We start from the raw sequence: 21,239 nt of genomic DNA on the forward strand, positions 1-21,239 counted from the left end.
ACCCAACACCCGCCGCCGCTTGACATAGGAGCTATGAGCCGGCACCGAGCGGAGCGAGGCGCCGAGTCGAAGCCACTCGGCGACCCGAGCACACAAGGTGACCTCGACGGACGCGGCAACCTCGCCACGCCCGATAGACGCTGCTCGGCCGGTCGACGACCCAACTGCGATCAGCGGTAGTGGATGTCGACCGTGGCTCGGCTCAGCAGGACGTCGTCGTAGGAGGTCATCGTCGCCTCGAAGGACGAGATGCGGCGGCCGAGTTTGATCGGCGTCACCTCGACCACCACTTCACTGCCGTCGACAGCAGGTGAACGGTAGAAACCGATCGCCATGTCCCCGATCGAGTGCTCCTGCCCGGCACCGGCATGCAGATGCCCGGCGAACGATGCCGCCTGGCCGGCGATGGTGGCGATGACGCCGCCGTGCATGGTGCCGAACATGTTGCCCATCCACGGTTCGGTGGCGCTGCGAAAGCGGATGCCGGACTCACGGTCGGTGGTGCCGTCGATCACCTCGACGCGGCCGTTGAGCATGTCGGTGAGCGGGCCGGGTTCCCGCATCTTCGACGCGATCTCCTCGACCACGGCCCGCCCGGACAGCGCGGCGGGTATGGGCTCGGGCAGGACGGACCCGTCATCGTCGCTGCATCGCGGTGTCGCGACACCGATCTCGGCGGACGGGGTGGCGCCGGTCGGGGCACGGCCGACCCGGACGTTGCGCGCGGTCCCGACGCAGCACAGGTCCCCGGTACCGGTGCGGATCTCGACCGACGTCGAACCCCAGGCGTCGTCGTGCATGACCACCTCGGCCCGTGCGGCGACCAGGTCGCCCACTTCTGCGCGACCGTGCGTGGACATCGTCAGGCGTGCCTGGAGGGTCGCCGCGGCGGGGTCGTCGTGGATGCGATGGAACGGGATACCGCCGCTGTGATCGAACAGCACGGCGAGCGCCGGCAACTCGATCACGCCGCGATGGTCGGCGAACCGCGCGCACAGCCGCTGCGAGGACCGCACCCCCGACTCCGACACCGAGATGTCGCCGAGGTGGAACGCGGACAGGGGATCGTGCGGCTGGCTCATGAAATCCCTTCTATCAGCGATGTACCGCCGATCTAGCATTGGAGAGTCCAATCTCACTCCCGTAGTCTGGCTGCGTACGTGTCCAAAGTGACGGGAGAGACAGATGCGACGCACAACTGTGGCGACGATCGGGGCGATTGCGGCAGTGGGAGCGTTCGGCGCAGGAGCAGGCACCGCCTCCGCCGCACCCGCGGAACGACCCCTCAGCGTGGAGCAGGTCCCCAACGCCGGAGTCACCGTCGGCGCCAACGGCATCACGGGCGGTTTCGTGGCGAGCATCCTCGCCTCGGCCACCGAACCCGGGGTCACGCTGATCACGCTCAACACGACGCCCACCGAGTCCTGCGCCACCAATCTGAAGGATGCGCGCGTCGGGATCACCTGGAAGAACACCTCGACCGGCGCATCCGGCGACGAGGTCTTCGCCGCATGTGCGGACGGACGTCCGTCCGACGGGGTCGCCGTTGCGACCGGAGCGGGATCGGTCGAGTTCACCACGACGATCCTCGGCCAGGGCGACCAGACCTTCACGGTCGTCCCGGGCAGCGGATCGTTCACGCGCTGACGCCGAGCCGACCACAATACACTCCGCTGAGCGGGAGGGCGCGAGCCACCCACCCTGCTCCCTGATCTGAAAGAAGCCCGTAACCCGTGCTCCCTGAGGTGTGAGGAGCGCAAGCGACGAGCCTCGAAGGGCCGGCGAGACACGTTGTTACACCCTTCGTGGCTCGCTTCGCTCGCACCTCAGGGAGCATGGAGATCAGACGCTCACGAGTGTTCTTTCAAAGGTCACGGCGACCCCCTCCGGTACCGCAGTAGACAATCTCGCAAATCTGTATACACGTCCGGTGAACACGTTCTAGATTTGCCGCATGGCCGAGACAGTCACCCAGCTCCTGCAGGCACGCGCCGACGACGACAACCTCGCGATCACCTACGAGGGTCGGCAATGGACGTGGCGCGAGTACATTCGCGACGCCGAACGCGCCGCGTCGGCGATTCTCGGCATCGCCGACACCGAGCGTCCGCTACATGTGGGCGTGCTGCTCGGAAACACGCCGGACATGCTGATCGCCCTGGCCGCCGGCGCGCTGGGCGGTTACGTGACGGCGGGGATCAACAACACTCGCCGCGGTGAGGGTCTGGCGGCCGACATCGTGCGCGCGGACTGTCAGATCCTGCTCACCGACGCCGAGCACCGCCCTCTCCTCGATGGCTTGGAGCTACCCGGCGTGACGGTGCTGGACACCTCTACTCCGCAGTGGGCCGAGATGCTCTCCGGCGCCGCGGAGTTGACCCCGCATTCGGTACCCGGGGCGATGGACACGTTCATGCTGATCTTCACCTCGGGGACCAGTGGAAACCCCAAGCCGGTCCAGTTCGCGCACATGATGATGCCGTTCGCGGGTCCGGTGCTCGCCGACAAATACGACATCGGCCCCGGCGACGTCTGCTACCTGTCGATGCCCCTGTTCCACAGTGCCGCGCTCATGGGGGGTTACTGCGTCGCACTGTGCGGCGGTGCCGCGATCGCGCCCGCCAAGTTCTCCGCCTCGACCTTCCTGGCCGACATCCGCCGCTACAACGCGACGTACATGAACTACGTGGGCAAACCGCTCGCCTACATCCTGGCCACCGAGGAGAGGCCCGACGACGCCGACAATCCGCTCCGGGTGGCGTTCGGCAACGAGGCCACCGACCGCGACATCGACGATTTCTCGCGCCGGTTCGGTTGCACCGTCTGGGACGGCTTCGGTTCCACCGAGCTGGCGATCATCATCACCCGTGAGCCCGGCACGCCGCACGGTTCGATCGGCAAGGGTTTCCCGAACGTCGCCGTGTACAACTCGTCGACGCTGACCGAATGCCCGCGTGCCGAATTCGACTCCAGCGGAGCGCTTATCAATGCCGACGACGCGATCGGCGAGCTGGTGAACATCGAGGGCGGCGGGATGTTCATGGGCTACTACAACGATTCCGACGCCACCAGCGAGCGTCTCCGCCACGGGATGTACTGGTCGGGCGACCTCGCGTACAAGGACGCCGACGACTGGATCTACCTCGCCGGCCGGACCGGCGACTGGATGCGCGTCGACGGCGAGAACCTCGCCGCCGGACCGATCGAACGGGTGCTGTTGCGCGTTCCCGAGATCAATCGCGTTGCCGTGTATGCCGTTCCGGACGACCACGTCGGCGATGCGGTGATGGCCGCCGTTGTCCTGCAGGACGGCGTCGAGCTGACCCCGGAGTCCTTCGCCGAACAGCTTGCCGCACAGGCCGACCTGTCGCCGAAAGCGTGGCCGACGTATGTCCGGATCGAGGACGACCTGCCCACGACCGCAACGAACAAGATCCTCAAGCGCACCCTGAAATCCGAGGGAGCCGTCCCCGGCACGGGCACACTCTGGGTGCGCGAGCCGCGGTCCCGCGTGTACCGACAAGCCGTCGCCGCACAGGCATGACCTCGACCGCGGCCACCATACCGACACCGGAATCCGTCCCTCAGCAAACGCTTCCGGAGATCGGCTACTACGCACTCTCGCGCCATCCGGTCGATCCCGCCGAACTCGCCGACGAAGCGGGGCTCGCCGACCGCGCGGGCTTCGGTGCCGCCTTCGTCTCCGAGCGGTTCAACGTGAAGGACGCGGCCGTACTCGCGGGCGGTCTCGCGGCGGCGAGTCGCCGGATGGGCGTCGCCACGGCCGCGACCAACCACAACACCCGTCACCCCATCATCACCGCGTCCATGGCCGCCACGTTGTCGACCATGACGGGTGGTCGCTTCGCGCTCGGCCTCGGTCGTGGATTCGCCGCACAGTGGCAGGTTCTCGGAGTTCCCGATGTCACGAGCGCCCAGCTCACCGACGCCGCCTCGGTGTTGCGCACCCTTTGGCGCGGCGAGATGATCCTGGGCCACGACGGCCCGCTCGGCACCTACGACTACCTCAACCTCGGTGTCGCGGTTCCACCGGTCCCCATCCTGCTCGTGACGATGTCGCCCAACACCTTACGTCTTGCCGGGCGCATCGCCGACGGTGTCGTCCTGCACACGTTCTTCTCCGACGAGGCCACCATCGCCGCGGTCGAGACCGTCCGGGCGGCGGCCGCCGAGGCCGGTCGGGACCCCGCTTCGGTGCGCATCTGGTCGGTACTGGCCACCGTGCCCGACCATCTCGGTGATGACGACCGGTTGCGACGTCTGTACGGCCGGCTCGCGACCTATCTCCAGGGGTATCCGGACGTCCTGATGCGTGCCAACGGATGGCGTGGGGATGATCTCGAACGAATCAGAGACAGTCCGGCTTTCGCCGGCGCCCGCGGGCCGATCGACGCCACTGCCACCGCCGACGAACTCACCCGGCTCGCCGAGGTCATCCCGGCGTCGTGGGTCGCCGACAGCGCGGTCGGCAGTGCCGAACAGTGCGCGGCCGCCGTGGCGCGCCAGTTCGACCTGGGAGTCGACTCGGTCATCATGCACGGCGCCGCGCCGTCGGAACTGTTGTCGGTGCTGACGGCGTACCGGTCGATACGACCCGCCTTGCCGGCTCTGCCAGTGAACCCGGGTTCGGTTGCGGGACCACCGGTTCAGTGACCGTCAGTCGGGCACGCCGGGTGGCACCGAGTTCAGCAACGCGCCCGCCTCGACCCGGAGCTGTTGACCGGTCACGTACCGGGCAGCATCGGACACCAGGTAGAGGACCGCCTCGGTGACATCCTCCGGCGCGAGCAGGTCCACCGGCATCGCGTGCAACGACGCGAAGACGTCCTTGACGTCGTCGTAGACCGGCTTCTCGAGATCGGGTCTGAACAGCCGGTAGATCTCGTCGTGATGCACCATCGCGGTGTCGACGTTGCCGGGATGAATCGCGTTGACGCGAATACCTTTCGGCGCCAGGTGCCGGGCGAGGTCGTTGACGAGTCGCGCCACCGCTCGTTTCGAGTGGCCGTAACCGCCTGCACCCGGCCCGGCCTGCGCGGACTCGAACGACGGCATGAACGCGGCCATCGAACCGATGCAGACGATCGATGCACCCGCTTCGAGGTGCGGCAGAGACAACTCGAGGGTGTTGATCACCCCACCGAGATTCACCGACACCGTGTTCAGCCAGGTGACCGAGGGACTCTCGGGCCCGAGCGGGCTGATACCGGCGTTGGCCACGACGATGTCGAGTCTGCCGAACTGCGCCACCGCGTCGTCGATCGCGGCCTGCAGGGCGTCCCGGCTGCGGACGTCGGCGATCTTCGCGATCACCCGACTGTCCGTCGCGTCGACCATCTTCGCGGTCTGCTGCAGGTCGTCCGGCGTGCTCATGGCGTAATTGACCGTCGTGATCTGATCGCAGATGTCGATGGCGATGATGTCGGCGCCCTGCTCGGCCATCCGCACGGCGTGGCTGCGCCCCTGACCCCGTGCCGCGCCCGTCACGAGTGCGACCTTCCCGTCGAGTCTGGTACTCACTCGCGCTCTCCTCGTCCCGGCGGCCACGAGTCCGGCCGCCGCGTCTCCGCGCAGCCTAGCCGACGGCCATCCTTCGTGTGGCGGAATGGATTTGCTGTTCGCAAGGTCGCCCGGCGTGGCCGGCCTGCACAGCTGCACACCGCCGCGCCGGTTCCCTGGACACCAGTCCAATTCCTCGGTAGTGTCCGATCAGCGGCCTGGGTGAGCCCGGTCACATCGGCCCGGCCCGCGCAGCTCGATCGAAAGGGCGTGCCCGTGCCGGACACCGTCGGAATCCCGACTTGCATAGACGAACTCACCCCGACGTGGTTGACCTCATTCCTCCGCTCTCACGGTCACGACGTCAGCGTAGAGTCGGTCGGTGCCGAACCGGTGGGAACCGGGCAGATGGCGGGTTCCTATCGCCTCCACCTCGGGCACGACAGCCCAGCGACATTGCCCGACACCATGATCGCGAAGCTCGCGACCGGGTCACCGGACCAGCGCGAGTTCGGATCGGGGGTGTTCCGCAACGAGGTGCGCTTCTACCGCGACCTCGCCGGGTCGTTCACGGTGCCGATGCCAGACTGCTTCGCCGCGACCATCTCCGACCGCGGCACCGAGTTCGTACTTCTGCTGGAGGACATGGGCGCGGCCGTGCAGGGCGATCAGATCGCCGGCTGCACACCCGCGCAGGCCGAGGCGGTAGCCGTGGCGACTGCCGGTCTGCACGCTCCCCGGTGGAACGATCCGACCCTGCTGGCCGAGATGCCGTTGCCCACCGACGCCGACCGGGAAGTGATGGAGTCGATCCTCGCGCCGATGGCTGAGGTCTATCGCGAACGTTTCGCCCCTGCCGGTCCGTCGTCGGCGGCGGTCGACTGGCTCGTCCGTGAGGCCGGCCAGTGGCTGGTCGCCCCGCTGGACAATGCCACCCTGATCCACGGCGACCTCCGGGTCGACAACGTCCTGTTCGGCCCGTCCGGTGAGGTCACGGTGATCGACTGGCAGACCATCACCACCGGTAACCCGCTGCGCGACATCGCGTTCCTGCTGAGTACCAGCCTGACCACCGATGATCGGCGCCGGCACGAGCGTGGCATCGTCGCCTCGTATCATCGGGCGCTGGTCACCGCGGGCGTCGGCGACTACACGCTCGACAACTGCTGGGACGACTACGTCGGCAACCTGATCCAGGCGCCGCTGATCATCGTGTTCGGCTCCGCCGCTGCACAACCCACCGAGCGCGGCAACGCGATGTTCGATGCGATGCTGTCCCGCAGCGCAGCCGCGATCGACGATCTCGCACCCGGAGGGCTGTGAACCGTGCCGTCACTGGTCATCGGGGGCAACGGGTTTCTCGGTTCTCATCTCGTTCGGCAGCTCGTGGACGCGGGCGACGAGGTGCGGGTGTTCACCCGGCCCACCAGTGACCTCCGGACCCTGGCCGGTCTCGGCGTCGATTACGTGACCGGCGATCTCTTCGACGCCGACGCCGTCGCGCGGGCGATGACCGGTTGCGACGTGGTGTTCCACTGCGCGGTCGACACGCGCGCGTGGCTGCGCGATCCGGCACCGCTGTACCGGACGAACGTCGAGGCCATGCGTTCAGTACTCGACGTCGCAGCCCGGATGTCACTGCGGAAGTTCGTGTTCACGAGCACCGCGGCGACCATCGGGCGGGTGGACGGCCGTCGGGCGACGGAGGACGATGTGTTCAACTGGGCCGCGCGGGCTCCCGAGTATGTGCGCAGTCGCGTGGCCGCCGAGGACCTGGTGCGGCGTCGAGCGCAGGACGACGCGGTACCCGCCCTCGCGATGTGCGTCGCCAACACCTACGGACCCGGCGACTGGCAACCAACTCCCCACGGCGCATTCGTTGCCGGTGCGGCGCTGGGCAAGTTACCGTTCACCGTCCGCGGCTGTCGCGCCGAGTCGGTCGGCATCGACGACGCCGCGCAGGCGCTGCTCCTCGCGGCGGACCGCGGCGAGGTCGGCGAACGCTACATCGTCTCCGAGCGGTCCATCGACACCGGTGAGATCGTGGCCATCGCCGCCGCGACCGCCGGTCGTCAGCCCCCGCGCGTCGTTCTCAACCGCGCTGCGCTGTACACCTTCGGGGCGGTGGGTTCCGCCCGAGCGACGCTGACGCGCAAGCCGGTGCAGTTGACGATCCCCTCGGTCCGGTTGATGCACTTCATGTCCGAGATGGACCACGGCAAGGCCGAACGCGACCTCGGATGGCATCCACGCCCGGTGACCGAGGCCATCGCCGACGGTGCCCGCTTCTGGCTCGAACGACGCGCCGTCCGCCGCGTTGGTTGATCCGGCACCGAACCACTCCCGCCCCCGCCAATTGAGCCGGTACCGAACCACCCCCGCTGGTCGAGCCGCCACCGAACCACTCCCGCTCGTTGAGCCCGCTCCGAGCGCAGCAAGACCGACGATCAACCCCACCCCCGCTGGTTGAGCCGGCACCGAGCGCAGCGAGGCGCCGAGTCGAAGCCACCTGGTGACCTCGACAGGCTCGGCCGGCGCGGGGAGACGCACCCCGGTATGCGCGGCATGGCGGGCGATGCGAGTGGCTGAATTCTCTGAACTCAGGGAGCCGCCGGCCCGGCCAGGATGTCGGCGAGTTCGTCAAGGCTGTAGGGCGAGGTGCCCTTGTGGTCGCGGTAAGCGACGAAACTCGCCTGCTGCGACTCGAACCGGCCGATGAATCCACCGGCAGCGCTGAAGATCTCGCCGGTGATGTGCTCGGCCGCGTCACTGGCCAGGAACACGTACAGCGGGGCGACGTACTCGGGCGGGGCGGGATCGAGCGCCGCGTCGCGCGTGGGGTCGTCGAGGATTCCGCGACGATGGAGTCCTTCGATGTGGGCGACGTAGTCGTCGCCGGAGGACAACCTCGACTTCGCTCCCGGCATCACCACGTTGACGCGTACGTGATGATCCCGGAGGTCCGCGGCCGCGGCGAGGGCGAGTGCGTTGACGCCGCCCTTCGCCGCGGGATAGCCGCTGCCACCGAACATTCCGAGCGAGGCCGCCGAACCCGTGAGCACGACCGACCCCGATCCTTGTTCGACGAACACCCTCCCCGCGGCCTGTAGGAGATGGAAGGCGCTCATCAGGTGGGCGTCGATCTGCTCGCGGAACTCGTCGGAAGCGATCGTCAGCACCGTCGAACCGGGAGGTTCGGCGATGCCGGCGCAGTTGATGGCGATGTCGAGGGCACCGAACTCCGCCAGCGCCGCCTCGACCATCGCCTGCGCCACTCCGTCGTCACCCGCGGACCCGCGAACGCCCACGGCATATCCGCCGCCGCCGCGGATCTCGGCGACGGTGTCGTCGACGGCCTGTCCGTCGCGACCGTTGACGACGACCGAGACTCCCTGTCCGGCCAGCGCATACGAGACGGCCAGTCCGATACCGCGGGTCGCGCCTGCGACAACGGCGACCCGGCCCCCCAGTCCCGCGCCGCCAGGTGACCAACCGCCGCCCGACGTCACGCCGAGCTGCCCACCGGCGTGATCGGGATCGACCGCCCGCGGTCGACGAATTCGAAACTCGCGCCCCCGCTGAAGCGTGCGACGGCCACCTCACCGTACTCCTTCTGCGGCGTGTCCGCCTTGGTGATCCGGACGACGAGATCGCCGTCGGCCTCGGTCGCGTCCGCGACGACGAGATACGGATCGACGGCGGTCGCCGCCGCCTGCAACGGTTCGACGTGGTCGACATCGAGGATCGACGTCCAACCGCCGTCGGTCATCGCATCGGACTCCCGGGGGATTCGGACGGTGACCGTGTCCCCGTCGGCCTCTGCGGTGAGTCCCGTGTACTGGGTCGGACCGAAACACGGATGCAGTGCCAGTACCTGGGCGAGACCTGCGGCGTCGGCGGACAGATCGAGCGCGACGCGAATCCGGTCGGCAGCGAGTCCGGCGATGCCGATCAGCTGCTTGCGGAAGATCTCGGTGGTCTGCGCCTCGCTCTCGGCATACCTGCGCAGGCTGACGAGGAAGCCCAGCGACAGCAACTGGTGTTGCAGCGCAACCTCCTCGGCGACCCGCACCAGAGCCGACGTCGACCACTCCGCGAACTGCAGATCCTCGACGAGCGGGCCGCGGTAGTCGACCCAGCCGTCGGTCTCCGTGGTGTCGATGGCCGACAGGACGAGTTGACCGGCCCTCGTCTCGAACATGTCGACCGAATCCGGTGGGAGCGGCAGCTCGTCTCGATCCGGTTCGATCGTGACCGTCCACTCACAGTGCGGCGTGCGATCGACCGGTCGACGCGGGGGGCGATGAACCGGACGGATTCGTGCGCGCCGGTTGGTCGCGATTGCCGTCGCATCGAAGGTGGGGTCCTCGATGTCGTGGCACATGGTGGTCACGTAGTCGTCGCCGAGGGGTTCGACGTCGAGCAGCGCGCCGCAGTGATCGAGCACGAACGACCCGTGGTACTCGTCGTCGATGCGGTATCGGAAGTCCATGAACTGGGGTGGCGCACCGATGTCGAGTTGCAGACACTTGAACATGTCCTCGACACCGTCGCCGTCGATACCCAGGGCCGTGCGCATGCGATGCGTGTAGACCGGACTCGCGGCCATCCACTCCTCGATGGCGACCTTGCCCATCACGTCCCTGCCGAAGGCGCTGATGAGATGCGCCATGCCGCTGCGGTCGATCATCTGACCCGACAGCAGCAGTTCCGGTACGAGCACGGCGAGCTGATCCTGACTCAGACCTTGGTAGGTCGGGGCTGTGGAAGTCATGTCAGTTCACCAGAACGCGACCGGGGCCTTGCCGAAGTCGTACCAACCCGGCAGATCACCCGGCGCCGACTTCTCCACACGCTTGAGCATCGGCTCACTCATCGCGTTGTTCTTCATCATCTCGATGAAGAGAGCCGAGACGTTGCCGTAGTCGAAGAAGTCACGCTGCCAACGGAACTGGAAGTTTCCTCCGTACTTGAACCAGCTACCCTGGATGCCCTCGAGGGCGTAGTGGCTGCCGTCGTCGCGTGTGCCCTCGTAGATCTGCTTCCACAGTCCGATCATGTCGCCGGTCTGGTCATCGATGACCCAGGCCTGGTACGGGTACTCCCACCCCTGCAGACCCTCCATCTCCTGTCCGAGGGCGAGCTCGCGGATCTCCTCGCGGCCGACGGCCATGAAATCCTTGTTGGGGCCGTAGTTCCACCCGTAGGTGGCATCCTCGGTGTAGAAGTCGGCCAGGGGCTTCCAGTCCCCCGCCTTTTCGGCCTCGATGTTGGCGGCGAGCCACCGCTCCTTCATCTCGTCGAGTTCGGCACGGTCAAAAGACATGTGTTCCACCTTTATTCGATCGTTCGGGTCTTGCGTGGGCGACGTGGTCGGAGCTCAGTCCTCGATGATCCGAAGGGCCTGAGTCGGGCAGTAGTGCACGCCGGCCTCGACCTCGGCGCGCTGGGATTCGTCGGGGGTCGCGTCGAGGATCTCCACATGATCGGTGTGCGCGGCGAAGACCTCGGGCGCCTCGAGCTCACACATCCCATGTCCCTGGCAGAGGTCCAGGTCCACCTCGACGCGCATCACGCGTCCTGACGCTTGCGGTAGGCGACGCGGCAGGGTTGCTGCAGCTGGACCACCATCTTCGAGTGGTCGTTGCGGTAACTCTCCGGCGGCTGCAACATCTCGAACTCGTAGTTCTGGAACAGCACCGAGAAGATGGCCTTCAGTTGCATGATCGCGAATTGCGCACCGACGCAACGGTGACGACCGGCGCCGAAGGGGATCCAGGTCCAGCGATTGACCAGATCCTCCTGCCGCGGTTTGTCGTAACGGTCGGGGTCGAAGGTGTCCGCCTCGGGGAAGTCCTCGGGCAGCCGGTTGGAGATCGCCGGCGAGACGGCGATCGACTGCCCGGCCTTCACCTCGAAGTCCTCGACGTGGAAGTCGTTCTGCACCACTCGCATGAGGATGATCAGCGGGGGGTGCAGCCGCAGCGCTTCTTTGAGGGCGTTCTCGAGCTGCGGCATCTGACGGGTGTGGGCGAAGGTGTACTCCGGACGTTCGCCGGGCGGGGTCTCGCCGTAGATGTCGTCGAGTTCCTCGTACACGCGCCGCATGTAGTCGGGATTGCGCAGCAGTTCGATGAGGGTCCACGCGGCGGTACCCGACGTCGTGTGGTGGCCTGCGAACATCATCGAGATGAACATGCCGGTGATGGTGTTGGCGTCGAATCCGACCTGGACGAGGACGTCCATCAGGTCGCGATCTTCCTTGTCCTCGGTCGGATTCGCGATCCGTTCGTCCATCACGCCCTGGATGAACTCGACCAGTTCGGCCCGGGCCTCGTCGCGCTTGCGGAAGCTCTCGATGTCGGCGTTGTAGTCAACGTAGGCGATCGGGTCCGTGCCCTTCTCGAGATCGTGGAACAGGTGGGCGATGTGCCCGTTGAGCCGCTCCCGGAACTTCCGCCCGATGAGGCACGACGACGACGTGTAGAGGGTCAGCTCGGCGAAGAAGTCCAGCAGATCGATCTCGCCCTCGTCGCCCCACTCGGCGATGATCCGTTCGACCTCGTTGGGAATGGTCACCGCGTGCTGCTTCATGTGTGCGCCCTTGAGCGCCGAGTTGCGGATCGCCTTGGATCGTTCCTCGGGACTGGTGTCGAACACGACGCCCTCGCCGAAGACCGGTGTCATGAACGGGTAGGCGGCGGCCTGGTCGAGGTCCTCCTCCGGGGCGCGGAAGAACTCCTCGTTCGCGGCCGATCCGGAGACGAGAACAACCTCACGGTCGGCGAGTTGGAACATGCCGACGTCCCCGCATTCCTCCCGCACGCGCCAGAACAGTGCGAGCGGATCGGTGGCGAGTTCGTCGAGATGTCCGTGTTCGCCCTCGCCACCCGAGACGCGATTCGGTTGTTTCAGGCCTGATTCGGTGATGGCGGTCATCCATCCGTCCCCTTCTCCTGTGCTGCCTGTCGTTTCTTGTCGCTGACTGCGCCTTCGGCCTCCACCTCGACCGACCGCATGTGCGCACCGCGAGGCATGGTCACCATGGCGGCGACGGCCTGCGCGATGTGTTCGGGCGAGAGGAAGTTGCCATGACGGGCCAGACCGTGTGTGATCCAGTCGTTCAGCATGTTCTCGGTCGTCTTCGGGTCGAGGTTCATCCCCATGCCGGTGAGGGTCTGCCCGGGCCGCACGACTCCCGCACGGACACCGGTTCCCTCGAGCTCGAGCTGAATGGTCGCCACCAGCCCATCGATGCCGGACTTGGCTGCGACATACGCCGACGACCAGGGCCGCGGATGAATCGCCACATCGGAACCGATGAACACGAAATCACCGCGGGCTCGGTCGATCATGCCGCCGATCACCGCGCGGTAGATCCGGTAGGCGCCGGTGAGATGGATGTTGATCTGATCCGCGAAATGGCCGGTATCGGTCTTATAAGATAGTCCGACTGCGAGATCGCCCGCACCGGCGACGACGATCTCCAACGGTCCGAGAGCAGCTTCGGCCTTCGCCACGCAGTCGAGCACGGATTGCTCGTCGGTGACGTCCAACGGTACCGCGACGGCTTCGCCGCCGGCGGCCGCGATCTTGTCGGCGAGTTCCTGTAGCTTCTCCACCCGGCGGGCGGCCAGGGCGACGGGATGGCCCGCAGCGGAGAGGAATTCGGCCGTGGCGGCGCCGATTCCCGACGACGCACCCGCGACGAGGACCGGTCGGCGCTCGGGATGAGGACGGAAAGCCATCAGCGCACCGTCACCTTCACCGGGAGCTCGGCGAAGCCGCGCACATTCACCGAGTGGACCCGTACCGCCTTGTCGGCATCGATCTCCACTGCCCGGATCGACTTGATCACCTCGGTCAGGCCGATGTTGGCCTCGAGGCGCGCGAGGTGCGCCCCGAGGCAGAAGTGGGCGCCCAGGCCGAAACTCATCAGGGACTGGGCGCAGTCGCGGCCGATCTCGTACCGGTCGGCGTCGGCGCCGAACACCTCGACGTCGCGGTTCGCCGAACCGACGAGCAGGAGTACGCGCTCGCCCGCCGGGATCACGAAGTCGCCATAAGGGGCATCCTCGATCACCCGCCGCACGACGATCTGCGTCGAGTTGTCGTAGCGCAGCGTCTCCTCGGTCCAGTCCGGGACGACGACTTCCGGGTCGGCGAAGACCTTGGCGAGCTCGTCCGGATTGCGCCAGCCCCAATACAGGGCGTTGGCAAGCAGTTTGGTGGTGGTCTCGTTGCCCGCCACCACCATCAGGACCATGAACCCGACGATCTCGTCCTCGGTGAGCTTCGTCTTCTCACCGGTCTCGTCGTCGTCGATCTCGGCCGCGATGAGGGCCGAGACCAGATCCTCGCCGGGGTTCTTGCGCCGGTCGGCGATGAGCTCCGAATAGTACTTGTGCAGTTCGATGTACGCGTACACCGCCGCCTCGGGAAGGTCGAGGTCGCCGTCCTCGCGATGCAACAGCAGGTCGGACTGGTGGCGCAGCCGGGTGCGATCGGCTTCGGGCACTCCCAGCAGTTCGGACACGACGTCCATCGGGAGCAGGGCGGCGAAGTCGTGCACGAAGTCGAACTCGCCCTTGTCGAGACATCTGCTCCAATGCTGATGGGTGAGGGCGGTGATCCGGCCGGTGAGTTCGTTGACGCGGCGAGGCGTGAAGCCCTTGGAGACGAGTTTGCGGATACGCATGTGCTTGGGGTCGTCCATGGCGAGGAACGACATCGACTTGTGCGCGTCGGGACCGTACGCCGAGGGGTCCATCGACACGCCCCAGCTGTTCGAGAGTCGTTGTGTGTCACGGAATGCGGCACGGACGTCGGCGTGTCCGGCGAGCGCCCAGAAGTTCATCCCGCCGTGGTAGTAGACCGGCGCCTCCGCGCGGAGACGGGAATAGGTCGGGTAGGGATCCTCGTGGAAACCATAGGCATACGGGTCGAAGGGGAGCTCGTGCTCCATCCCCGACACCGCCGTCGTTTCGGTCATCACTTCTCCATCAGTAGATGTGCGGCTGCGACAAGACGTTCGGAGGTCTGCTCGTAGGTCATGTGCCCCATACCGGCGTAGACCAGGCCGCCGGAGTAGATCATCTCCAGGGCGTCGAGCAGCGGGCCCGGGTTCTCCGGGTCCTCTTCGAGGGCGGCGGCGAGACGACGCCGGATGAATGCGCCGATCCGCACGCGCAGGTGTTCGACGTCGGGGTCACTGCCCAGCAGGGCCACCGTCACCGCACCACCCAGCTGCCCCTCGCCGGCCACGACCAGCGCGACCTCGCGGAGCACCTGCGCGACGCGCTCACTCCGCGGTGCACCGGGATCTGGTTCGAGCACCCCGGCCGAGAGGCGACGCCAGAACACCTCGGCGACGAGGTGACTCTTCGACGAGAAGTAGGTGTAGGCGGTAGCCGGCGCGACCCCGGCGATCTTGGCCACCGACCGCACGGTCAGACCGTCGAAACCCTCGGCGTTCAGCACGTCGACCGCGGCATCGGTGAGGCGTGTGACCGTCTCCGCCTGCTGCTGGGTCAGCCTGCGACGAGTGGATTCCTGGGACACGGGGCTGGACATGTGAGCCACGCTACACTAGGTTTGAACGCGAGTCCAGACACCTGTCCAGATGGAGTTCCAGCTCATGTCTCTTCGCCCCGAATCCGCGTCGGATCTGTTGATCGACGGCAAGCTCACCCCCGGGAGCGGTGGCGTCTTCGACGTCGTCAATCCCGCGACCGAGGAGGTCATCGGGCAGGCGGCCGACGCCACCGCGGCCGACATGGATGCCGCCATCGCGGCCGCGCGCACCGCCTTCGACACCACCGACTGGTCGCGCGATCACGCCTTGCGCGCACGCTGTCTGCGTCAACTGCGCGACGCACTGCTCGCCCACGGCGATGAGCTCCGCGAGCTCACCATCGCCGAGGTCGGGTGCCCGTCGTTCCTCACCCACGGCCCGCAGTTCGAGGGACCGGTCACCGATCTGGGCTACTTCGCCGACCTCGCCGAGAGCTATGAGTGGACTCGCGACCTCGGCACCGCGAAACCCATGGGACTGAAGAACCACCGTGAGCTGCGCTCGGAGGCGGTCGGCGTCGTCGGCGCGATCACCCCGTGGAACTTCCCGCACCAGATCAACTTCGCCAAGATCGGACCCGCCCTCGCCGCCGGGTGCACGGTGGTGCTCAAGCCCGCGCCCGACACCCCGTGGTGTGCGGCGCTCGTCGGCAAGGTGGTCGCCGAGGAGACGGACTTCCCGCCGGGCGTCCTCAACATCGTCACCTCGACCGACCATCAGCTCGGCGCCCAGCTCAGCACCGACCCTCGCGTCGACCTGGTCTCGTTCACCGGCTCCACCGCGACGGGCAAGAAGGTGATGGCGGCCGCCTCCGAGTCGCTGAAGAAGGTGTTCCTGGAGCTGGGCGGCAAGTCGGCCTTCATCGTCCTCGACGACGCCGACATCGGATCCGCCTGCGCCATGGCCGCGTTCAACGTCGTCACCCATGCCGGCCAGGGGTGCGCGATCACGACGCGTCTCGTGGTGCCGCGCGGCAGCCTCGATGAGGCGATCACGGCCACCCGCGACGCGATGGCCGGCCTGCCCGCCGGGGACCCGACCGACGGCGGCACCATCTGCGGACCGGTCATCTCGGCCCGGCAGCGCCAGCGCATCGAGTCCTACATCGAACTCGCCACCAGTGAGGGCGGCACGATCGAGATCGGCGGCGGCCGTCCCGCCGACAGGCCCGCCGGATTCTTCGTCGAACCGACCCTGATCTCGGGTCTGGACAACTCGGCGCGAGTGGCGCAGGAAGAGATCTTCGGCCCGGTGCTCGTGATCATCCCCCACGACGGCGACGACGACGCGATCCGCATCGCCAACGACTCGCCGTACGGGTTGTCCGGCATGGTCTACGGGACCGATGAGGACCGGATCAACAAGGTCGTCAACGGAGTTCGTACCGGGACGATGGGCGTCAACGGCGGCATCTGGTATTCCGCCGACGTCCCGTTCGGCGGTTTCAAACAGTCGGGCATCGGCCGCGAGATGGGTGTCGCCGGTTTCGAGGAGTACCTGGAGACCAAGGCCGTCGCCCGCCCGGCGTGACCCTTCGAGGCTCGTCGCTATCGCTCCTCGCACCTCAGGGAGCAAAAGCCTCGCGTTATCGCTCCTCGCACCTCAGGGAGCAAAAGCCTCGCGCTATCGCTCCTCGCACCTCAGGGAGCAAAAGCCTCGCGCTATCGCTCCTCGCACCTCAGGGAGCAGATTCGACCGCCCCCTGAGGTGCGACAAACCGAGCCGTTGCCCCCGCCCCCTGAGGTGCGAGCGAAGCGAGCCACGAAGGGCCAGCACATCATCCACACAGAAAGCAGGACAATGAGTTCTAAGCGTTTCGAGAACAAGACCATCATCGTCACCGGCGCCGCCGGCGGGATCGGCGAGGCCTATGCGCGTGCCCTCGCCGCGGAGGGCGCGAACGTCGTGGTCGCCGACCTCGCCGACGAGAAGGGCAAGCAGGTCGCGGCCGACATCGGCGGACTGTACGTCAGCACCGATGTCGCAGACGAGGATTCGGCGAAGGCGCTCGCCGCCGCCACCGTCGACGCCTACGGTTCGATCGACGGTCTGGTGAACAACGCCGCGATCTACGGCGGGATGAAACTCGACTTCCTCATCACGGTGCCCTGGGACTATTACAAGAAGTTCATGAGCGTGAACCTCGATGGTGCACTCAACGTGACCCGGGCGGTCTACCCGCACATGACCAACGGCGGCGGCGCCATCGTCAACCAGTCCTCGACCGCCGCATGGCTGTACAGCGGCTTCTACGGGCTGGCCAAGGTCGGCGTCAACGGCCTGACCCAGCAGCTCGCCACCGAACTCGGCGGGCAGAACATCCGCGTCAATGCGATCGCCCCGGGACCCATCGACACGGAGGCGACCCGGAGCACGACGCCCAAGGAGATGGTCGCCGACATCGTGAACCGGTTGCCGCTGAAGCGTTTCGGCACTCCCGAGGATCTCGTCGGAATGTGCCTGTTCCTGCTGTCCGACGAGGCCGGGTGGATCACCGGTCAGATCTTCAACGTCGACGGCGGCCAGGTCATCCGCTCATGAGCGAGTCGTCCCCCATCCGTCTGGGGTATGTCGGACTCGGCAACATCGGTGGGCCGATGGCCGGGAGCCTGGCCGCCTGGGCGGGTGGGCTGACGGTGTTCGACCTGTCGTCCGACGCCGTCGCGAAGGTCGTGGAGAAGGGCGCCACCGCTGCGGAATCGCTCGCCGATCTCGCCGCGTCGGCCGACATCATCGGCATCTGCGTGCTCGACGACGCGCAGGTCCGAACCGTGGTCGCGGGTCCGGACGGCCTGCTGTCGGCAGCTCGCCCGGGCACCGTCATCACCGTCCACTCGACCATCGCGCCGGAGACCGCCGTCGAACTGGCGGATCTGTGCGCGGCGCGCGAGGTGACACTGCTCGACGCACCGATCTCCGGTGGTGCTATGGGTGCGGCGTCGGGCCGCCTCGCGATCATGGTCGGTGGACCGCGGGACGCGTACGAGAAGCTGAAGGAGCCGTTCGCGCTCACCGCCGACATGCTGGTCCACGCGGGTCCCGAGGTCGGCGCGGGTACTCGGATGAAGCTGGCGCGAAACCTGCTCCACTTCATCTCGTTCACCGCGACCACCGAGGCCGCTCGACTGGCCGAGGCCGCCGGCATCGACATCACCAAGCTCGGCAAGGTGGTCCGGCACTCCGACGCCGTGACCGGTGGGGCCGGGGCGATCATGTTGCGCGACACCACCGCTCCCGTCGAGCGCGACGATCCCTGGTACGGAATCCTTGCCGGCGTCCGTACCCTGGGCGAGAAGGACCTGACGCTCGCACTCGCACTCGGTGAGGAACTCGGCGTCGACCTGCCCCTCGGGCAGCTCGCGTTGCGGAACCTGGCCACCGGGCTCGGTGTCCCCCACCTCGAAGGAGAACCAGCATGACCCGTTCCCACATCTCCGACGACGCACCCGACGAGGCGCGCAGGCGCGGCCTCGCCAAGATGTCGGAGGTCTACGGCTGGGAGGTGAGCGACGGTCCGGGCGACTACTTCGCGCACACCGCCGACCAGGTGTTCGGCAACGTCTGGGCCCGGGAGGGTCTGTCCAACCGTGACCGCCGGCTGCTCCTGCTCGGCGCGCTCGCCGCGAGCAACAACATCGACGTCGCCGAGATCCAGGCCGGTGCCGCACTCGGGAACGGAGAGCTCACCCCAGAGCAGCTCGAGGAGATCAGCCTCTTCCTCTGCTACTACGTAGGCTGGCCGCAGGGCACCAAGATGCACTTCATGTTCGGTGAGGTGATCAAGCAGCACCGGAAGAAGAAGTGAGTCGACTTATGCGGTTTCGAGTCCTACAGGGCGGCGACGGGTGTTCGTTGCTCAGCGCCTCTCCCCTCCCCGACCTCGCCGCGGCCGGATACACCGACATCGAGTACGCGGCGTCGGGGGTGGCCGAGAAGATCGTCGGGGACCCGCCCGCACCCGCCGCCGAGTTCACGACCCGGGTCGTCGTCCGACGCCCAGCGGAGCCCGCGACGTTCAGCGGCTGCGTTGTCGTCGAGTGGCTGAACGTCAGCAGTGGCGCCGACGCCGCCCCCGAATACTCCTATGTGGCTGCTGAACTGGTCCGTTCCGGGCACGCCTGGATCGGGGTCTCGGCCCAGTTCGTCGGAGTGGAGGGCGGCACGGGCTCGGTCGGCGTCGCGACCGGTGCGCCGCAGAGTCTCGCCGCCAAGGACCCGGAACGGTATGCCGGACTCCACCATCCGGGCGACGCCTACTGCTACGACATCTTCAGCTCGATCGGACGCGCCGCCCGGGACACCGCTGGGGCCGACCATCCCCTCGCGGGCCTGACGGTCGCCACCGTGCTCGCGATCGGCGAATCACAGTCGGCGATGGCCCTGACGACCTACGTGAACGCCATCGGCCCGGATGCGGCGCCGTTCGACGGATACCTCATCCACAGCCGCGCGGCCGCCGGGTTGCCCGCAGCCGAGGTCGGTTCGGGCATCGACGTGGCGACCGTCTTCGGGCGCGAGCCCACCACGATCCGCACCGACCTCGACGCACCGGTGTTCGTGGTGCAGACCGAGACCGACGTCCTGACCAACTTCCGTTATCACACTGCGCGGCAACCGGATTCCGACCGGTTACGCGTGTGGGAAATGGCGGGCACGTCCCACGCCGACCTGCACCAGGTCGGCGACTTCGAGGAGTTCCTCGGCTGCCCCGACCCCGTCAACCGGGGTCAGCAGCGTTTCGTCCTGCGGGCTGCGTTGCGGCACCTGCGATCCTGGGCCGACGGTGGCGATCCGCCGCCGGCAGCCGACCCGCTGACCCTCCGGGACATCGACGGCGCCGACCCCGTGTTCGAGCTGGACGACATCGGCAACGTCCGGGGCGGGGTCCGGACGCCGTGCGTCGACGCACCGACCCAGGTCCTCAGCGGAATCGTCGCCGACCCCGTCTCCCGCATCTGCCTGCTGTTCGGCACGACATTCCCGGTCCCCGCCGACGCGTTGGCGGCCCGGTACGGAACGCGCGACGAATACGAGAAGCACTACCGGAACGCTGCTGACGCCGCCATCGCCGGCGGATTCGTCCTCGCCGAGGACCGTGACGAGCTGCTCGCCGACGCCAATCCGGACCTGATCCCGAACTGACCGTCCGCCGATTCGTCTCGGCGCGCGGCGGTTTGAAAATCACCATGACTCCAACGGTGCCGGTGGAGTCGAGTTCTCAGTAGCGTCCCAGAAGTCCTGCCAGCCCTCTCCCAGGCGGATTTCGATGACTCTAGAACTCACGACACCGGTCGGTGTCACCCCCGCCCCGTCCGCGGCCGGGCCCGTCGACGTGCCGTCCGACGGCCCGGCGGCCCGAGTACGTCGGCGACGGTTCTCCCGTCACGCCGCGACACGCACGCTCCGTCAGTCCATCGGCCTGATCCTGGTCGTCGTCATCTGGCAGCTCGGCGCTCGGGGATGGCTCGGCGCGACCACCCCCGCACCCACCGAGGTGGTCGAGGCGGGCTGGGAACTGATCAGCACCGGTGAACTCTGGACGCATCTGGCCGCGTCGGGGCGGCGCGTCGCGATCGGACTGGCGATCGGGATCGCCATCGGCGCGGTGCTCGGCGCGGCCGCCGGCCTCTTCAAGGTCGCCGAAGACCTGGTCAACGCACCGGTCCAGGTGCTGCGCATGATGCCCGCCGTGGCCCTCGTCCCGGTCTTCATCATCTGGTTCGGGATCGGCGACTCGTTCAAGATCGCCCTGATCATCGTCGCCCCGATCTTCCCCATCTATCTCAACTTCCTCGCCGGCATCCGGGGCGTGGACCAGAAGCTCATCGAAGCCGCCGAATCGCTGGAGCTGACGCGTTTCGAACTCGTGCGATATGTGGTCCTGCCGGGCGCACTACCGCAGATCTTCGTCGGGCTACGACAGGCGCTGGGCATCGGTTGGCTCGTCCTGGTCGTCGCGGAGATGCAGACCACCCCGGTCGGTCTGGGCTTCCTGATGAACGACGCCAAGGAGTACCTACGCACCGATCAGATCTTCCTGGTCCTGGTGATCTACGCGGTACTCGGACTGCTCACCGACATCGGCGTGCGAATATTCGAGCGTCGGTTCCTGTCGTGGCGCAACGGATTCGAAGGTAGGTGAGTG

The 21,239-nt window shown here is 67.2% G+C and carries 21 protein-coding genes; 11 read left to right on the forward strand and 10 right to left on the reverse strand.

The genetic code is table 11. The annotated features are described in order from the left end of the window. Positions 1-170: 170 nt before the first annotated feature. A complete protein-coding gene (locus tag M4D77_RS09190) occupies positions 171-1,082 on the reverse strand; it encodes a PaaI family thioesterase (RefSeq protein WP_259936066.1) in 912 nt (303 codons plus the stop codon). A 103-nt stretch (positions 1,083-1,185) separates the two neighbouring features. On the opposite strand from M4D77_RS09190, the gene M4D77_RS09195 reads away from it, so the two are divergent. From M4D77_RS09195 to M4D77_RS09205, 3 genes are all read left to right on the forward strand, one after another. Further along, on the forward strand, positions 1,186-1,647 hold the full coding sequence (locus tag M4D77_RS09195; RefSeq protein WP_259936068.1) for a hypothetical protein: 462 nt from the start codon (positions 1,186-1,188) through the stop codon (positions 1,645-1,647). A gap of 307 nt (positions 1,648-1,954) precedes the next feature. Further along, on the forward strand, positions 1,955-3,544 hold the full coding sequence (gene fadD1 / locus M4D77_RS09200) for a fatty-acid--CoA ligase FadD1 (protein WP_058252389.1): 1,590 nt from the start codon (positions 1,955-1,957) through the stop codon (positions 3,542-3,544). Further along, positions 3,541-4,674: a TIGR03857 family LLM class F420-dependent oxidoreductase gene (locus tag M4D77_RS09205; RefSeq protein ID WP_259936069.1), complete on the forward strand. Its 1,134-nt coding sequence runs from the start codon at positions 3,541-3,543 to the stop codon at positions 4,672-4,674. The genes fadD1 and M4D77_RS09205 overlap by 4 nt, the downstream gene beginning before the upstream one ends. A gap of 3 nt (positions 4,675-4,677) precedes the next feature. Here the strand turns inward: M4D77_RS09205 and M4D77_RS09210 are convergent, their stop codons facing one another. Further along, on the reverse strand, positions 4,678-5,541 hold the full coding sequence (locus M4D77_RS09210; RefSeq protein WP_068971220.1) for a mycofactocin-coupled SDR family oxidoreductase: 864 nt from the start codon (positions 5,539-5,541) through the stop codon (positions 4,678-4,680). A 249-nt stretch (positions 5,542-5,790) separates the two neighbouring features. Here M4D77_RS09210 and M4D77_RS09215 point away from each other — a divergent pair, with 249 nt between their 5' ends. Together M4D77_RS09215 and M4D77_RS09220 are read left to right on the forward strand one after the other, a co-directional pair. Then, positions 5,791-6,843: a phosphotransferase family protein gene (locus M4D77_RS09215; RefSeq protein WP_396266564.1), complete on the forward strand. Its 1,053-nt coding sequence runs from the start codon at positions 5,791-5,793 to the stop codon at positions 6,841-6,843. A 3-nt stretch (positions 6,844-6,846) separates the two neighbouring features. Next, positions 6,847-7,845 (forward strand): NAD-dependent epimerase/dehydratase family protein, encoded by a 999-nt coding sequence (locus M4D77_RS09220; protein WP_259936071.1) that lies wholly within the window; start codon positions 6,847-6,849, stop codon positions 7,843-7,845. A 275-nt stretch (positions 7,846-8,120) separates the two neighbouring features. Here M4D77_RS09220 and M4D77_RS09225 read toward each other — a convergent pair whose 3' ends face one another. The 8 genes from M4D77_RS09225 to M4D77_RS09260 are packed head-to-tail and all read right to left on the reverse strand — an operon-like array spanning position 8,121 to position 15,093. After that, a complete protein-coding gene (locus M4D77_RS09225) occupies positions 8,121-9,029 on the reverse strand; it encodes an SDR family NAD(P)-dependent oxidoreductase (RefSeq protein WP_259936072.1) in 909 nt (302 codons plus the stop codon). Then, entirely contained in the window at positions 9,026-10,294 is a 1,269-nt protein-coding gene (locus M4D77_RS09230) for a hypothetical protein (RefSeq protein WP_065629684.1), read from the reverse strand. The genes M4D77_RS09225 and M4D77_RS09230 overlap by 4 nt, the downstream gene beginning before the upstream one ends. A gap of 6 nt (positions 10,295-10,300) precedes the next feature. Beyond that, a complete protein-coding gene (locus tag M4D77_RS09235; protein WP_058252396.1) occupies positions 10,301-10,846 on the reverse strand; it encodes a hypothetical protein in 546 nt (181 codons plus the stop codon). Between the two features lie 54 nt (positions 10,847-10,900). After that, on the reverse strand, positions 10,901-11,092 hold the full coding sequence (locus M4D77_RS09240) for a ferredoxin (protein WP_058252397.1): 192 nt from the start codon (positions 11,090-11,092) through the stop codon (positions 10,901-10,903). After that, positions 11,092-12,459 carry a cytochrome P450 gene (locus M4D77_RS09245; protein ID WP_259936073.1) on the reverse strand — a complete coding sequence of 456 codons (1,368 nt, stop codon included), beginning with the start codon at positions 12,457-12,459 and terminating at the stop codon, positions 11,092-11,094. Before M4D77_RS09245 ends, M4D77_RS09240 begins: the two co-directional genes overlap by 1 nt. After that, complete coding sequence (locus M4D77_RS09250) at positions 12,456-13,268, reverse strand: SDR family oxidoreductase (protein WP_259936074.1); 813 nt, start codon at positions 13,266-13,268, stop codon at positions 12,456-12,458. The genes M4D77_RS09245 and M4D77_RS09250 overlap by 4 nt, the downstream gene beginning before the upstream one ends. Beyond that, positions 13,268-14,512, reverse strand: a complete 1,245-nt coding sequence (locus M4D77_RS09255; protein ID WP_259936075.1) for a cytochrome P450 — start codon at positions 14,510-14,512, stop codon at positions 13,268-13,270. Before M4D77_RS09255 ends, M4D77_RS09250 begins: the two co-directional genes overlap by 1 nt. Continuing rightward, on the reverse strand, positions 14,512-15,093 hold the full coding sequence (locus M4D77_RS09260; protein ID WP_033206302.1) for a TetR/AcrR family transcriptional regulator: 582 nt from the start codon (positions 15,091-15,093) through the stop codon (positions 14,512-14,514). Before M4D77_RS09260 ends, M4D77_RS09255 begins: the two co-directional genes overlap by 1 nt. Positions 15,094-15,157: 64 nt before the next feature. Between M4D77_RS09260 and M4D77_RS09265 the strand changes: the two genes are divergently transcribed. The 6 genes from M4D77_RS09265 (at position 15,158) to M4D77_RS09290 (ending at position 21,236) form a co-directional block, all read left to right on the forward strand. Then, the gene (locus tag M4D77_RS09265; RefSeq protein WP_259936076.1) at positions 15,158-16,624 is read left to right on the forward strand and encodes an aldehyde dehydrogenase; all 1,467 of its coding nucleotides are present in this window, start codon (positions 15,158-15,160) and stop codon (positions 16,622-16,624) included. 270 nt (positions 16,625-16,894) lie between these two features. Further along, positions 16,895-17,635: an SDR family oxidoreductase gene (locus tag M4D77_RS09270; RefSeq protein WP_065629688.1), complete on the forward strand. Its 741-nt coding sequence runs from the start codon at positions 16,895-16,897 to the stop codon at positions 17,633-17,635. Beyond that, the gene (locus M4D77_RS09275) at positions 17,632-18,513 is read left to right on the forward strand and encodes an NAD(P)-dependent oxidoreductase (RefSeq protein WP_058252402.1); all 882 of its coding nucleotides are present in this window, start codon (positions 17,632-17,634) and stop codon (positions 18,511-18,513) included. The genes M4D77_RS09270 and M4D77_RS09275 overlap by 4 nt, the downstream gene beginning before the upstream one ends. Next, on the forward strand, positions 18,510-18,899 hold the full coding sequence (locus M4D77_RS09280; RefSeq protein WP_068972526.1) for a carboxymuconolactone decarboxylase family protein: 390 nt from the start codon (positions 18,510-18,512) through the stop codon (positions 18,897-18,899). The genes M4D77_RS09275 and M4D77_RS09280 overlap by 4 nt, the downstream gene beginning before the upstream one ends. 8 nt (positions 18,900-18,907) lie before the next feature. Next, a complete protein-coding gene (locus tag M4D77_RS09285) occupies positions 18,908-20,236 on the forward strand; it encodes an alpha/beta hydrolase domain-containing protein (RefSeq protein ID WP_259936077.1) in 1,329 nt (442 codons plus the stop codon). 124 nt (positions 20,237-20,360) lie between these two features. After that, positions 20,361-21,236 (forward strand): ABC transporter permease, encoded by an 876-nt coding sequence (locus tag M4D77_RS09290; protein WP_259936078.1) that lies wholly within the window; start codon positions 20,361-20,363, stop codon positions 21,234-21,236. Positions 21,237-21,239: the final 3 nt, after the last annotated feature.

The organism is Gordonia sp. p3-SID1431 (genome assembly GCF_025143765.1).
GTDB classification, from domain to species: Bacteria; Actinomycetota; Actinomycetes; order Mycobacteriales; family Mycobacteriaceae; genus Gordonia; species Gordonia hongkongensis.